This window comes from Enterococcus raffinosus, assembly GCF_001886185.1.
GTDB lineage: Bacteria > Bacillota > Bacilli > Lactobacillales > Enterococcaceae > Enterococcus_A > Enterococcus_A raffinosus.
This window is the reverse complement of the sequence record NZ_JXLA01000004.1, coordinates 129,845-145,080: the sequence shown is the minus strand read 5'-3', so window position 1 is coordinate 145,080 and position 15,236 is coordinate 129,845. Positions and strand designations below refer to the sequence as shown.

At 39.7% G+C, this 15,236-nt stretch carries 14 protein-coding genes and 1 tRNA gene; 9 read left to right on the top strand and 6 right to left on the bottom strand.

Annotated elements, in window-relative coordinates; genetic code table 11:
- Positions 1-421 precede the first annotated feature (421 nt).
- The gene (locus tag RV13_RS03315) at positions 422-2,419 is read left to right on the top strand and encodes a KUP/HAK/KT family potassium transporter (RefSeq protein WP_010747231.1); all 1,998 of its coding nucleotides are present in this window, start codon (positions 422-424) and stop codon (positions 2,417-2,419) included.
- Positions 2,420-2,566: 147 nt separating this feature from the next.
- Entirely contained in the window at positions 2,567-3,100 is a 534-nt protein-coding gene (locus RV13_RS03310) for a hypothetical protein (protein WP_010747230.1), read from the top strand.
- A 71-nt stretch (positions 3,101-3,171) separates the two neighbouring features.
- Here RV13_RS03310 and RV13_RS03305 read toward each other — a convergent pair whose 3' ends face one another.
- The 3 genes from RV13_RS03305 to RV13_RS03295 all read right to left on the bottom strand — a co-directional run bounded on the left by RV13_RS03305 (position 3,172) and on the right by RV13_RS03295 (position 5,821).
- Entirely contained in the window at positions 3,172-4,545 is a 1,374-nt protein-coding gene (locus RV13_RS03305) for an MATE family efflux transporter (protein WP_010747229.1), read from the bottom strand.
- 123 nt (positions 4,546-4,668) lie between these two features.
- On the bottom strand, positions 4,669-4,992 hold the full coding sequence (locus RV13_RS03300) for a DUF960 domain-containing protein (protein ID WP_010747228.1): 324 nt from the start codon (positions 4,990-4,992) through the stop codon (positions 4,669-4,671).
- Between the two features lie 211 nt (positions 4,993-5,203).
- The gene (locus tag RV13_RS03295) at positions 5,204-5,821 is read right to left on the bottom strand and encodes a 50S ribosomal protein L25/general stress protein Ctc (protein ID WP_010747227.1); all 618 of its coding nucleotides are present in this window, start codon (positions 5,819-5,821) and stop codon (positions 5,204-5,206) included.
- A 488-nt stretch (positions 5,822-6,309) separates the two neighbouring features.
- Here RV13_RS03295 and RV13_RS03290 point away from each other — a divergent pair, with 488 nt between their 5' ends.
- The 3 genes from RV13_RS03290 to udk all read left to right on the top strand — a co-directional run bounded on the left by RV13_RS03290 (position 6,310) and on the right by udk (position 8,421).
- Positions 6,310-7,026, top strand: coding sequence for a 16S rRNA pseudouridine(516) synthase (locus RV13_RS03290; protein ID WP_010747226.1), 717 nt, complete (start codon positions 6,310-6,312; stop codon positions 7,024-7,026).
- Between the two features lie 11 nt (positions 7,027-7,037).
- Positions 7,038-7,724, top strand: a complete 687-nt coding sequence (locus RV13_RS03285; RefSeq protein WP_010747225.1) for a YjjG family noncanonical pyrimidine nucleotidase — start codon at positions 7,038-7,040, stop codon at positions 7,722-7,724.
- Between the two features lie 70 nt (positions 7,725-7,794).
- Positions 7,795-8,421, top strand: a complete 627-nt coding sequence (gene udk / locus RV13_RS03280) for a uridine kinase (protein ID WP_010747224.1) — start codon at positions 7,795-7,797, stop codon at positions 8,419-8,421.
- Between the two features lie 50 nt (positions 8,422-8,471).
- Here the strand turns inward: udk and RV13_RS03275 are convergent.
- The 3 genes from RV13_RS03275 to rpiA form a co-directional block, all read right to left on the bottom strand.
- Positions 8,472-8,555 (bottom strand) — tRNA-Leu (locus tag RV13_RS03275).
- Between the two features lie 105 nt (positions 8,556-8,660).
- Entirely contained in the window at positions 8,661-9,347 is a 687-nt protein-coding gene (gene gpmA, locus RV13_RS03270) for a 2,3-diphosphoglycerate-dependent phosphoglycerate mutase (RefSeq protein WP_010747223.1), read from the bottom strand.
- Positions 9,348-9,477: 130 nt separating this feature from the next.
- Entirely contained in the window at positions 9,478-10,158 is a 681-nt protein-coding gene (gene rpiA / locus RV13_RS03265) for a ribose-5-phosphate isomerase RpiA (RefSeq protein WP_010747222.1), read from the bottom strand.
- A gap of 400 nt (positions 10,159-10,558) precedes the next feature.
- Between rpiA and rpsL the strand changes: the two genes are divergently transcribed.
- From rpsL to tuf, 4 genes are all read left to right on the top strand, one after another.
- On the top strand, positions 10,559-10,972 hold the full coding sequence (gene rpsL / locus RV13_RS03260) for a 30S ribosomal protein S12 (RefSeq protein WP_060789096.1): 414 nt from the start codon (positions 10,559-10,561) through the stop codon (positions 10,970-10,972).
- Positions 10,973-11,017: 45 nt separating this feature from the next.
- Positions 11,018-11,488 (top strand): 30S ribosomal protein S7, encoded by a 471-nt coding sequence (rpsG, locus tag RV13_RS03255; protein WP_010747221.1) that lies wholly within the window; start codon positions 11,018-11,020, stop codon positions 11,486-11,488.
- 80 nt (positions 11,489-11,568) lie between these two features.
- Positions 11,569-13,653, top strand: a complete 2,085-nt coding sequence (gene fusA, locus RV13_RS03250) for an elongation factor G (RefSeq protein ID WP_060789097.1) — start codon at positions 11,569-11,571, stop codon at positions 13,651-13,653.
- Positions 13,654-13,817: 164 nt separating this feature from the next.
- Positions 13,818-15,005: an elongation factor Tu gene (gene tuf / locus RV13_RS03245; RefSeq protein ID WP_010747219.1), complete on the top strand. Its 1,188-nt coding sequence runs from the start codon at positions 13,818-13,820 to the stop codon at positions 15,003-15,005.
- Positions 15,006-15,236 lie beyond the last annotated feature (231 nt).

The following is a 15,236-nucleotide window of genomic DNA, read 5'->3' as shown; positions in this document are numbered from 1 at the left end:
ATTTTGAGGTTATTCTTTGACAATTTTCTCTGGAAACTGGATAATACGGATAAGTTTTAGGGGAGTAGCGACATAGAGAACCGCTCTATGCTTTTAGATCAACAACTAGTGCATAGCACTGGTCTAAGAGGTAATTTGCAAGACCTAAACAATAGTGAAAGCTGTTGTTTAGGTCTTTTTTTGCAAGTTCTTCTTCGCGTTTTCCTGCGATTAGAAGGATGGTAGGCGTAGCGAGATTCAGGGTTTCGGAGCAATGAACTTCGCACTACAAAATAGCAGCGAGTTTCACTCCTTACTTCAGTAGGGCTAGTGGGACTGAATATGCGAAGCGGATTGTTTTTCCGAAAGCTTTGTCTGCCTAAAACTTTTTAAATGGAAATCACCACCGATTCAATGAGAACCTGTAACAGGAGTGTGCAAAATGGAAAAAAAGAAAGACCATATCAAGAAGCTTTCAGCGGCAGGTCTGCTGATAGCGATGGGCGTTGTATATGGAGATATCGGAACGAGCCCACTATATGTAATGAAAGCTATTTTAGAAGAAAATGGCGGATTAAATACCGTTACTCAAGATTTTGTTCTTGGTGCGGTTTCGCTAGTGTTCTGGACAGTCATGCTTCTGACGACCGTCAAGTATGTATTAATTGCCCTGCGTGCAGACAACCATGGAGAAGGAGGAATTTTCTCTTTGTATACATTGGTACGCAGAGATGGAAAATATTTAATCATCCCGGCGATGATTGGTGGGGCGGCATTACTAGCCGATGGCGTATTAACACCGGCCGTAACAGTAACCACTGCTATCGAGGGATTGCGGGGGATTCCTGATTTCTATCAAAAGTTCGGGAACAATCAAAATGTTATTGTAATTATCACATTAATCATCTTGTTATTCTTATTTTTAATTCAACGATTTGGAACTGACTTTGTTGGAAAAGCCTTTGGGCCGATTATGTTCTTGTGGTTCTCCTTTTTAGGGTTAATGGGTCTGATGAACATTCCCTATGACTTTAGTGTAATCAAAGCATTGAATCCTTATTATGCCATTCATTTGTTATTCAGTTCTGAGAATAAAATGGGTATCTTTATTTTGGGGAGCATCTTTTTGGCGACAACCGGGGCAGAAGCGCTCTACTCTGATATGGGCCATGTGGGGAAGAAAAATATTCATTTTAGCTGGCCCTATGTGTTGATTTGTTTAATGTTGAATTATGCTGGCCAAGCAGCGTGGATTCTTCATGCGAAAGGAAATGCTTCGATTGAAGCCATTGATAACTTGAATCCATTCTTTCAAATTTTACCGGATGGCTGGATGATTTTTGGTGTGGTTTTTGCGACAATAGCGGCAATTATTGCTTCTCAGGCATTGATCTCCGGTTCGTTTACATTAGTATCTGAAGCGATCAAATTGAAGCTTTTACCAAGAATGCGCATCATTTATCCCGGTAAAAGTATCGGACAGATGTATATTCCGGCGATTAACCTGATTTTATGGGCCGCTTGTTCATTGATTGTTCTGACCTTCCGAACCTCTACTCATATGGAAGCAGCCTACGGACTGTCAATTACAGTGACGATGCTTATGACGACCTTCTTGCTCTATCATTACTTATTGCAAAATGGCCCCTCACGTGTTTTAGCTACATTAATGCTGCTCTTTTTTGGTACGCTAGAAGGATTTTTCTTTATCTCGAGTGTTACGAAATTCTTCCACGGCGGATTTGTTGCTGTTGCGATGGCGTTAGTGATTTTGAGTGTGATGTACATCTGGCACCGCAGCAATCGTGTTCAAGAAAACGCAAGTCAAGATGTTCGATTTAAAGATTATCTGCCGCAACTTCAGGAGCTTCATGATGATGAGAAGATTCCGTATTATCAAACAAACGTGGTCTTTTTGGTGCCGCGGTTAGAGGAAGATAGTATTCCGCAACAATTTATTTATTCAATTTTGGATAAACGGTTGAAACGTGCCAAAGTCTATTGGTTTGTAAATGTGGAAGTTACTGATGAACCATATACAGAAGAATATAGTGTGGATATGATGGGAACAGATTTTATCGTGAAGGTAAAATTGTATTTAGGTTTCCGAATTGCGCAAGATGTGAATGTTTATTTGCGTCAAATTATTCATGACTTAATGAAGCAAGGACGTTTACCAAAACAACCGCAGCACTATTCGTTAACTCCAGGTCGTCAAGTTGGAGATTTCCGTTTTGTGATGATACAAGAAGAGCTGTCAAACATGACACGAATTGATAAATGGGATCGACAGGTTATGCAGGCAAGATTAGCGATCAAACGGCATACAGTTACCCCAGAGCGCTGGTTTGGTATTGAGTATAGTGAGGTTACCTATGAGACGGTTCCACTAATTGTTGGTGAAACAAGAAAAACCTGGCTTAAGGAGAGAAAGTCCTAGCTGCTCATTGACTAGCGTTATTCCATTTCCTCAAAAAGTTTAAATAGACTGGGAACTTTTGGCTCAAACAGATGTCAAAAGTTCTTTTCTTTTTATTTGAAATGCGTTAAATTAAGATTAAAAAAGAGTGAAGGTGAGGGTTGCAAGATGGAAATGACGATTTCGGGATTGCGGGAAAAACTGGGCGAGGCGAATGATGAACAGCTAAGAGAACTGATTTGTCAGCTATACAAACAATCGGAGGTTGCTCAGCAGATTGTAGATTCACGTTTTTTGGGGGATGGTTATGGACTACGGATCGCAAAAGAAGCCAATCAAAAGCTGGAACAAGCTTTTTTTCCACATCGAAAAATTGATCGTTCTTTATCCGAGGCAAAGGAGCTGCTGCGAAAGTTTCGTAAGAGCTGTCAAAACCAACGGGCATTGATTGATGTAGAATTGTATTTTGTTGAATGTGGTTTGGATTTTATTGGTATTTTTGGTGAATCAGATAAGTCGATCATTACGTTGATGAATACAAGCTATGCGTCAGCGATTGCTCGAATTTTAGAAGATGACTCGCAAGTATATTTTCATGAGTATTTTTCTAGATGCAACCAAATTGTTGATAATGCTAGAAAATTTCAATCAGAGTTCTCGCAACAGATGTTAACGATCTACCATCAGTTAGCCAATGAGTAAGAGATTGTTCGATTGTTCAAACCAATGAGTATAAGAGAAAAAGGCAAAAATCCAAACGGATTTTTGCCTTTTTAATGTTCGAAGCTTATTTCTGCGGCTTCAAGGGTCTGCTGATTATCCAATTGTTTCAATCGGCGTATGGCCTTAAAATAAGAGGCCAACAAGACAAGTGTTGAACCAATCCAAGCTAGTGGAGAAGCGAAAGCGGCGCCAGCAAACCCGAAGGAGTGGGTCAAAATAATAGCAGCAAAGGAGCGCATAATCAACTCCATCATTCCGGCGATTGTAGGGATTTTTGCTTGCCCCAAGCCTTGCAATGTGTAACGCAGAATTAGTAAGGTTGCTAGCACCCAATACAAAGAACCGTTAATTGTGAAATAGGTTTGCGCTAAATCAAAGACATGCGTTTCGCTGCGAGCGACAAACAGGGCAATGAATGTGCGACCGCATGTAATAACTAGCAGACCAGCGAACAAGCTAAATGCACCACTCATTAGTAATCCATACTTCACTCCTTGCAGGATACGTCCGTATTGTTTTGCGCCTAAATTTTGTGCCGTGAAAGTAGTCATGGTAATACCAAAGGACATCATAGGAAGGATCGCAAATTGGTCGATCCGACTAGCCGCCGCCTGAGCAGCAACCACATCTGTCCCTAACGTATTTAGCGCAGATTGTAAAATCACAGCACCGATAGCGATAATGGATGATTGGAAGCCCATAGGTAAAGCTGCTCGTAAATGCATCCCCAGCTCCTTTTTATCAAAAGAGAAATGTTTACGGCTGATTTGCAGCAAAGGAATCTTGCGTCGAATAAACCAAACACATAAAAGGCTAGCAAATACTTGGGCAATAACTGTTGCATAACCGGCACCGGCGACGCCCATATGTAAATAGATAATGAAAATCAAATCCAAGACAACATTAACAACAACAGCAGCGGCTAAGAAAAATAAGGGTGTTCGACTATCGCCTAAAGCTCTTACCATATTTGACAAAAGATTAAAACTCATGGCCGCAAAAATCCCAGCTAAAATGACAGAAATAAAATCTTGCGCTTGATTTAAAAGTTCAGGCGGTGTTTGCATCAACAATAACAAGGGACGTAAAAAGACTAAACTTAAAATCGTTAAAATGACAGTGACAACTAAGCTGATTACAATGGAGGCAGCAAAACTTTTACGAACGCCTTGCAAGTCTTTTGCACCGAATCGTTGTGCGGTAATAATTGAGAGACCTGAGGTTAGCCCTTGTGCAAATCCAATAATTAAAAAGCTGACGCTGCCTGTTGCACCAACAGCAGCTAAGGCATCTTTACCTAATACCTGACCGACAACTAACATATCTATCATGCTATAAAATTGCTGAAAAACATTTCCTACGAACAAGGGCAGTGTAAATAATAAGATCAATTTTGCTGGATTTCCATGAGTTAATTCTTTCATTCTTTTCCCGCTTTCTATTAAAATTTTCTGATTGATATTACCACAAAATTTTCTGAAAGCAAGAATAAATTTTCAATTATTAAGAAAAAAAGACATCCCTTAAGAAAAGGAATGTCTCGTGAATTAACGTTGGCGAATTTCATTTGGCAACAAAATTGTTTGACGGTTGCCATCATCGTAAGCATATACTTCTTGTGGGAATTCACTAGAATATCTAAAAGGTAAATCAATGCCCATTTCAACACTACTGTCTTCTTGAGAGAAGTGCATGGTAACGTGGCCGTCATTATTGATTAAATCAAAACTCAAAATATTTTCTAATGGGATTAGTCCCTTTAAGTCTAAGTCAATGATATACCAGATACTATCAATCAGCTCGCCTGGCAAACTGGACACCACACCGACAGAGGCATAACGACTTTTTTTAGAATCAAATGTTTCAAACATAGATTTTCCTCCTTTAGTTGGAATCACTTACTTTAAGTACAAATAAGCTTTGTAGTGACTTATTGTAATTCTTTTTTGCTAAAAAAACCACTCATTGTACTTAGTATATAAGAAAACGTAAAAATTTACAGAAGCCAAGGCTTGTCAGATTTCCTGTATTGGAAGATAAAAAGACATATCGAAAGTCATTCGATATGTCTCGTTGGTTTGTTTATTCTTCTGTTGATTCGCCGATAACTTCTGGTTCGGCACCTTCAGAAGCTTCGTCTTCTTCAGGAAGTTCTTGTGCTTCTTGGACAGCTACAATTTGTTCTTCTGAATCCGTAACGATTGTGTAATCATCATTTTTAGGTAGATCACCAACAGATAGTGATTGACCAATTTCTAATCCAGAGATATCGACTTCAATACCTTCTGGTAATTTTTCTGGTGTAGCGGAAACCGTTGCTGTATAAAGTGTTTGTGTCAACACACCGCCAGCCTTCACACCAACAGATTCACCAACTAGGTTGATCTCTGTTTCGGCTTCTGTTTCTTCTGATAAGTTTACAGATAATAATTCTACATGAGTTAAGCGATGGGTAAAGGTATCCACCTGTGAATCACGCAATAGGGTATTCACTTTTTTTCCACCGATTTCGATAGCGAAAACAGTATTTGCACCATTCTCACGTAATAATTTAGAAAATTCACGTTCGTCGAATGAAATAGGGGTACTTTCTACTTTATACCCATTAACGACTGCAGGGACTTTTCCTTCGTGACGTAGCTGGTTGCGAATGGAACGGGGACGAGTTGCTCTTTCTTCTACTTTCAATGATACTGCCATAACCAAATTCCTCCTTAAAATGTGACTGTCTGTGGTTAAGCAGACAGATTTTATTTAAGTGATGGGTTATTCTCAGCACAATGGCTTTGCGAAAAAAACGCAAAAAGACAGTCGTATACACAACTGTCCAAAAAAAGTCTAAGTTCAACTTTCTCTACCAGGTCATAACGCTGTGTATGAGAAACCTTTGACACCGGAGTGTCGATTCACTTAATCATACGAATCTCTGACTCGTATAATTAAATTCTAGGGCTCATCTAATCAAAATGCAAGTATAAACTCCTTGCACCTACTGGAAAAGTGTGGAATTTTTCCCTGGAATTGCTTTAAGTAAAGGGTTTTGATAAGGAATTTATTTTTTCATCGGTTAGCTGAGGAACGTAAAAAAGCACTGTATGGAGTAGAAATAATAGGAAGAGGAGTTCTAGGGTTTTGACTTTTTTTAAAATTCGGTATAATGAGTCCGATAGATTTAAAGGAGTATCAGCATGCGGCTAGATAAGATCATCGAAGAAAACCTAAAAACGACTCGAAAAGAAATGAAACGTTTATTTCTCATGAAAAAAGTTTTAATAGACGACAAAGTGGAAATGAACCCCCAGAGAAATGTGGATAGCAAGCTTCATAAAATTCAAGTCGATGGGCAAAAGCTGCAGACGAACCACGTATACTATTTATTGAATAAGCCCTCAGGTGTCGTAACAGCAAAAAAAGATACGAAGTTTCAAACGGCAACAGAATTAGTAAAAGAGTCAGAACGTCCGGAAGCTCTCTATCCGGTAGGGCGATTAGATCGTGATACGACTGGATTACTGCTTTTAACAGACAACGGACAGTTGGGTTACGACCTTTTGCAGCCGGAATCCAAAGTTACCAAGACCTATCGAGTGATTGTCAATGAGGCGGTAACAATGGAGGACGTAAAGGCGTTCAAAGCGGGGATCGTTTTTCATGGAGGCGTTCGATGTCAACCTGCGAGATTAAGTATTGTAAGTTCCGCGTCTAGGTTTTCTGAGGTGCTATTGACGATTAAGGAAGGCAAGTTCCATCAAGTGAAAAAAATGTTTCTGGCTTGTGGGAAAAAAGTTATTGGATTAACGAGGGTTTCTATGGGGCCGCTAGTGTTACCAGAAGATTTAGCAGAGGGAGAGTATCGAGCTCTAACGATTGCGGAGCTTCAACAATTAAAAACATATTTTAGATAGAAGGTATAGAAATGGGATACAAAACAATTTTATTTGATATTGATGACACCTTGTTAGATTTCAAAGCCGCAGAGGAACAAGCTTTAAGCTGGTTATTTCAAGATATGGGTGTAGAGCCGTCTTTAGCCGTAAAAAATCAGTATAAGAAAATGAATCAAGGGTTTTGGCGAGACCATGAAGTTGGTTTGCTTTCTCGTCAAGATTTATTAGATAATCGTTTTCGCTTGTTCTTTGAAGAATATGAAAGAGAGGTTGATGGACCGAAGACGGAGGCGCGTTATCGTCATTATTTGAATCAAGGGCATCAATTAATTTCGAATAGCCTGGAAGTGGTAGAGAATTTAAGTCAGAAAAAAGATCTTTATGTGGTCACTAACGGGGTTTCTGCAACACAACATGAACGTTTGACAAAATCAGGCCTAGCTCCTTATTTCAAGAAATTTTTTATTTCTGAAGAGATGGGTGTCCACAAACCAATGAAAGAATTTTTTGATATCGTTTTTGCTGAAATTCCTCATATAGAAAAAGAAAGAACAGTGATTGTGGGAGATTCTTTAACCTCGGATATTAAGGGCGGACAGGTTGCCGGCATCGATACGATTTGGATGAATCCTCAGGAAAAAGAAGCCCAAGAAATAAAACCAACATTTCAGATAAAAGAATTAACCGACCTCTATCAAATTTTAGAAGAATTTTAATTTTTTGATAGCAATTTAACGATGATTCGCTATAATAGGACTAATGAAAAACGAAAGAGGTTTTAGTTGCATGGAAAACAAGCCGATCATTATTGGCGTAACGGGCGGTTCAGGTAGTGGGAAAACTAGCGTCAGCCGCGCAATCTACAATCGGTTTCCCAATCATTCAATTATGATGTTGGAACACGATTCTTACTATAAAGACCAAAGCGGTATCAGCTTTGAGGAACGTTTAAAAACGAATTACGATCATCCGTTTGCGTTTGACACAGATTTATTGATCGAGCATTTAAAGGAATTGACGAAATATCAATCGGTAGAAGTACCGATCTATGATTACGTAAAACATACACGCAGTGATGAAGTTTATTTGCAAGAGCCAAAAGAAGTCATCATCTTAGAGGGGATCTTAATCCTAGAAGATGAACGGCTGCGTGATCTGATGGATATTAAAATTTATGTAGATACGGATGATGATATTCGGATTATCCGCCGTATTAAACGTGATATGAACGAACGAGGCCGGACATTGGAATCGGTAATTGATCAATACTTAACAGTAGTAAAACCAATGTACCATCAATTTATCGAACCAACGAAACGCTATGCAGACATCATTGTGCCTGAAGGCGGCGAGAATCACGTCGCCATTGACCTGATTGCTACAAAAGTGGCAAGTTTCTTGAATCATGATTAAAAAGAGCAAGACAGAAAACTTCTGTCTTGCTCTTTTTACAGCTTGTATTATGCGGCCGAGAAGACTCGAACTTCCACGGTATTGCTACCACTAGCGCCTGAAGCTAGCGCGTCTGCCAATTCCGCCACGACCGCAAAGAAAGTACTTATTTATTTTAGCACAAAAAGAACAATGTGCCAGAGATAATGCAACGAAGTATAAAAAAATCCCGACCCATTAAAAATGAGTCGAGAGAAATTTTATAGGTAGTATTTTTTAGCGACAGTTAAGTCATCATTCAAGTCATAAACTAATGGTTGACCTGTTGGGATTTCTAAATCCATGATGTCTTCGTCAGAAATACCTTCAATGTGTTTAGCCAATGCGCGTAGTGAGTTACCGTGTGCAGCTACTAAAACAGTTTTTCCATCTTTCAAAGCAGGAGCGATTTCGTCTTGCCAGAAAGGTAATGCACGTTCCAAAGTAACTTTTAAGTTTTCGCCTCCAGGAATATCGCGAGGGTCTAACATTGCGTAACGACGATCTTGAGCTGCTGAACCTTCGTCAGTTGCTTCCATCAATGGAGGTAATACGTCGTATGAACGTCGCCAGATGTGAACTTGTTCGTCACCGTATTTTTCAGCGGTTTCTTTTTTGTTCAATCCTTGTAATTTACCATAATGACGTTCGTTTAAGCGCCAAGATTTAACAGTTGGTACCCAAAGTTGATCAGAGTATTCTAAGATCAAGTCGCAAGTTTTGATCGCACGAGTTAAAACAGATGTGTAAGCTACATCAAATTCAATTCCTGCTTCTTTAATTTTGCGTCCGCCTTCTTTTGCTTCTTCGACACCTTCTGGAGCCAAATCAACATCTGCCCAGCCTGTAAATTGGTTCAATTTGTTCCATTCACTTAAGCCGTGACGAGAAAAAACTAATTTTGGCATATCATTCTCTCCTTTTGAAATTTCTGAAATTTTCAATTCCTGATTCATTGTACAATGTTTCGGTCGTGATTTCCATTAAATTGAGTGTGTTTTTTATCAAATCACAAGCTTTGCCAGGAATTTTAGAGAATTATTTCGCTGGAACCTCAAGAATTTTTGGTCCCTTAGGAGTACCAACAATAACACGTGAGATCATATCAATAAATAACCCGTGTTCAACGACACCAACGCAAGTGTCTAACTCTGCTGCAAGCGCATGAGGGTCTTCTATTATGTCTAGATGTAGATCAATGATGTAATGACCGCCATCGGTAGTTAGAAGTTCTCCTGCATCGTTCAATCGCCAAGAAGGATGGTATCCTTTTGCTTCAAATAATCGAAACACGTTGTGGCTGCCGAAGGGAACAACCTCGACTGGTAAAGGGAATTTTCCAAGCTTATTAACCATCTTGCTTTCATCAACGATCCAGATACATTCTTTTGAATAAGTGGCTACGACTTTTTCGAAAAGCAGGGCAGCACCGCCGCCTTTGATTCCTTGGAAGTCCTCACTAATTTCATCTGCGCCATCAATTGTGAGATCAACAGACACTACCTCATCGATAGCTTTTAGGGGAATACCTAATTCTTTTGCTTGTTCTTCTGTTTTAATAGAAGTAACAACACCTGTGATCTTCAATCCTTCTTCATTGACACGGCGACCTAATTCTTTTACTAAGTAATAAGCAGTTGATCCTGTGCCTAATCCAACAATCATTCCATCTTTGACAAATTTTGCTGCTTCGATCCCAACTAACTCTTTCAAATTCATTGAAAAATCCCACCTTTTGCTAAGTTACGTTTATTGTAATCGCAAAAAAAGAAAAAAGATAGCCTTTTAAGTAAAAAAGACCAAAAAAGTGAATCCGCTTTATTTGCTGATATATAAATCATCAAGAGAAGCTGCTTAATCTAAATAAATTTTTTTATTCTAATATAAAATCTAAACGCTGATCCAAAGTAAAAAAACTCTAGATAGTTTGTTGACAGCGAAAATCAATCATGGTATGCTATCAAAGGTGCTTTGTGAACAGGTCTCTCAATAGAGACGTGCTGACTGTGTCAAGGTACGCTTGATAGAGAATGCAGGGATGCATTATTTTTTATCGCTGAAAAAGAACCACCAGGATGTGTGGTACTAGAAAGCGGATCGAGGAAGGAGGAAACAAGGAATGCCTACAATTAATCAATTAGTACGTAAACCTCGTAAATCAAAGGTGGAAAAATCAAATTCACCAGCATTGAACAAAGGATATAATAGCTTTAAAAAAGCTCAAACAAACGTGAACTCACCACAAAAACGTGGAGTTTGTACACGTGTGGGGACTATGACACCTAAGAAACCCAACTCAGCATTGCGTAAATATGCTCGTGTTCGTTTGTCAAACTTGATCGAAGTAACAGCTTATATTCCAGGTATCGGCCATAACCTACAAGAACACAGTGTTGTTCTATTACGTGGTGGTCGTGTAAGAGACTTACCAGGGGTACGTTACCATATCGTTCGTGGTGCACTAGATACTGCCGGTGTTAACGATCGTAAACAAAGCCGTTCTAAATACGGTACTAAAAAACCTAAAGCTTAATCAAACGAATAGATAAAGACATATTTTCGGAAGGAGGAGTTACGTATGACTCGTAAAGGAACTATCGCAAAACGCGACGTTTTGCCAGATCCTATGTATAACTCTAAGCTAGTAACTCGTTTAATCAACCGTGTAATGGTTGATGGAAAACGCGGAACTGCTTCAAATATCGTATACAACGCTTTTAACACTATCAAAGAATCAACAGGGAATGATCCATTGGAAGTTTTCGAACAAGCAATGGAAAATATCATGCCTGTACTAGAAGTTAAAGCTCGCCGTGTTGGAGGTTCTAACTATCAAGTGCCCGTTGAAGTACGTCCAGAACGTCGTACTACTTTAGGTTTGCGTTGGGTTGTTAACTTCGCTCGTTTACGCGGCGAACATACAATGGAAGAACGCTTAGCGAAAGAAATCATGGATGCTGCTAACAACACTGGGGCTTCTGTGAAAAAACGCGAAGATACACACAAAATGGCGGAAGCCAACCGTGCATTTGCTCATTATCGTTGGTAAGATTTTTTCTGCTGGCGAAGGTCAACAGAAAACTGACCAGACAATGCTAAATTTAATTTAAGAGAGGAGCAAACAAAGAAATGGCAAGAGAATTTTCTCTAGAAAACACTCGTAATATCGGTATCATGGCTCACGTTGACGCTGGTAAAACAACTACGACAGAGCGTGTTTTATACTACACTGGTAAAATCCATAAAATTGGAGAAACCCACGAAGGCGCTTCTCAAATGGACTGGATGGAACAAGAACAAGAACGTGGGATCACGATCACTTCTGCTGCAACAACTGCACAATGGAAGGGTCACCGCGTAAATATTATTGATACCCCTGGACACGTGGACTTTACAATTGAAGTTCAACGTTCATTACGTGTACTAGACGGCGCAGTAACTGTACTGGACTCACAATCAGGTGTAGAACCACAAACAGAAACTGTTTGGCGTCAAGCAACAGAATACCGTGTTCCGCGTATTGTATTCTGTAACAAAATGGACAAAATTGGAGCAGACTTCCTTTACTCAGTAAGCACTTTACATGATCGTTTACAAGCGAATGCTCATCCAATCCAATTACCAATTGGTGCTGAAGATGACTTCACTGGTATTATCGATTTAGTTAAAATGAAAGCTGAAATCTATACAAACGATTTAGGTACGGAAATTCAAGAAACTGAAATTCCTGCTGAATATCAAGAACAAGCTGAAGAATGGCGTGAAAAATTAGTTGAAGCAGTCGCTGATACTGATGAAGACCTAATGATGAAATTCTTAGAAGGTGAAGAAATCACTGAAGAAGAATTAAAAGCAGGTATCCGTAACGCAACTTTAGCAGTAGACTTCTACCCTGTTCTTTGTGGATCAGCCTTCAAAAACAAAGGTGTTCAATTGATGTTGGATGCAGTCATTGACTATCTTCCAGCACCGACTGATGTACCTGCGATCAAAGGTTTTGATCCTAAGACAGACGAAGAAACTGAACGTCCAGCTGATGATTCTGCTCCATTCTCATCACTTGCGTTTAAAGTTATGACTGACCCGTTCGTAGGTCGTTTGACATTCTTCCGTGTTTACTCTGGTGTTCTAAACTCAGGTTCATATGTATTGAATGCTTCTAAAGGGAAACGTGAACGTATCGGACGTATTCTGCAAATGCACGCGAATACACGTAAAGAAATCGAAACAGTTTATTCAGGAGATATCGCTGCAGCTGTTGGGTTGAAAGACACAACAACTGGGGATACATTGTGTGACGAAAAAGCACCAGTTATCCTTGAATCAATTGAATTCCCTGATCCAGTTATCGAAGTGGCTGTTGAACCTAAATCAAAAGCTGACCAAGATAAAATGGGTGTTGCTTTACAAAAACTTGCTGAAGAAGATCCTTCATTCCGCGTTGAAACAAACGTTGAAACTGGCGAAACTGTTATCGCTGGTATGGGTGAACTTCACTTAGACGTATTGGTTGACCGTATGCGTCGTGAATTTAAAGTGGATGCAAACGTTGGTGCACCTCAAGTATCTTATCGTGAAACATTCCGTTCTGCGACAAATGCAGAAGGTAAGTTTGTACGTCAGTCTGGTGGTAAAGGTCAATACGGTCACGTATGGATTGAATTTACACCAAACGAAGAAGGTGCCGGCTTCGAATTCGAAAACGCAATTGTCGGTGGTGTGGTTCCTTGTGAATACATTCCAGCAGTTGAAAAAGGCTTAGAAGACGCTATGGCAAACGGTGTGTTAGCAGGTTATCCATTAGTTGATATCAAAGCTAAACTTTATGACGGTTCATACCATGATGTCGATTCAAATGAAACAGCCTTCCGTGTAGCTGCGTCTATGGCGCTACGTGCGGCTGCGAAAAAAGCGAGTCCATCAATTCTTGAACCAATGATGAAAGTTACAATTACTGTTCCTGAAGATTACTTAGGTGATGTTATGGGGCATGTAACTGCACGTCGTGGTCGTGTTGAAGGTATGGAAGCACATGGTAATTCACAAATCGTTAACGCTATTGTGCCGTTAGCTGAAATGTTTGGTTACGCAACAACGCTTCGTTCTTCTACTCAAGGACGCGGTACATTCATGATGGTCTTTGACCACTATGAAGATGTACCAAAATCAGTTCAAGAAGAAATTATTAAGAAAAACGGCGGCAAAGCTGATTAATTCTTAAAAGTCAATTGTTTTTGACTGCTTTTCCGAAAAGAACTGTATTTTTAGTAACGTTTCATGTAAAATAATTAACTGATGATATGGGCTCGCATCGCTTGTGTGGTGCGGACCTATCAGATAAAAAAACTAATCTCATTTACTTAGGAGGAACATTTTAAATGGCTAAAGAAAAATTTGACCGTTCAAAACCCCATGTTAACATTGGTACTATCGGACACGTTGACCATGGTAAAACTACTTTAACAGCTGCAATTACAACTGTACTTGCTAAACAAGGCGGAGCGCAAGCTATGGACTACGCTCAAATCGACGGAGCTCCTGAAGAACGCGAACGCGGAATCACTATCAACACTGCTCACGTTGAGTACGAAACTGACAACCGTCACTATGCTCACGTTGACTGCCCAGGACACGCGGACTACGTTAAAAACATGATCACTGGTGCTGCTCAAATGGACGGAGCTATCTTAGTAGTATCTGCTGCTGATGGCCCTATGCCTCAAACTCGTGAACACATCTTGTTATCTCGTAACGTTGGTGTTCCTTACATCGTTGTATTCTTAAACAAAATGGATATGGTTGACGATGAAGAATTACTAGAATTAGTTGAAATGGAAGTTCGTGACTTATTAACTGAATACGACTTCCCAGGCGACGACACTCCAGTTATCGCAGGTTCAGCTTTGAAAGCCTTAGAAGGCGACGCTTCATACGAAGAAAAAATCTTAGAATTAATGGCTGCTGTTGATGAATACATCCCAACACCAGTTCGTGATACTGACAAACCATTCATGATGCCAGTGGAAGACGTATTCTCAATCACTGGTCGTGGAACTGTTGCAACTGGTCGTGTTGAACGTGGACAAGTTCGCGTTGGTGACGAAGTTGAAATCGTAGGTATTGCTGAAGAAACTGCTAAAACAACTGTTACAGGTGTTGAAATGTTCCGTAAATTGTTGGATTACGCTGAAGCGGGCGACAACATTGGTGCATTATTACGTGGTGTTGCACGTGAAGACATCCAACGTGGACAAGTATTGGCTAAACCAGCTTCAATCACTCCACATACAAAATTCTCTGCAGAAGTTTACGTTTTAACTAAAGAAGAAGGCGGACGTCATACTCCATTCTTCACTAACTACCGTCCTCAGTTCTACTTCCGTACAACTGACGTAACTGGTGTAGTTGATCTACCAGAAGGTACTGAAATGGTAATGCCTGGTGATAACGTAACTATGGAAGTTGAATTAATCCACCCAATCGCGATCGAAGACGGAACTCGTTTCTCTATTCGTGAAGGCGGACGTACTGTTGGTTCAGGCGTTGTAACAACAATCAAAGCTTAATTAGCTTTATAGTTTAATTATTATGCTCGGACGCAAAGAGTCACTGGAATTCCAGTGACTCTTTTTTTGGATCGAATATTGATATCTGGTTTGGTCTTGATTTTACAAAGACTGAAGAACTTGTCGTTAGTTATAGATGATAAAGTGAAATGCTATATTATATAGTAGGAAACATATCAAGCAGGTAATATTTTGATTTTCTGAAAACGTAATAGAAAATTCAAAAAAACT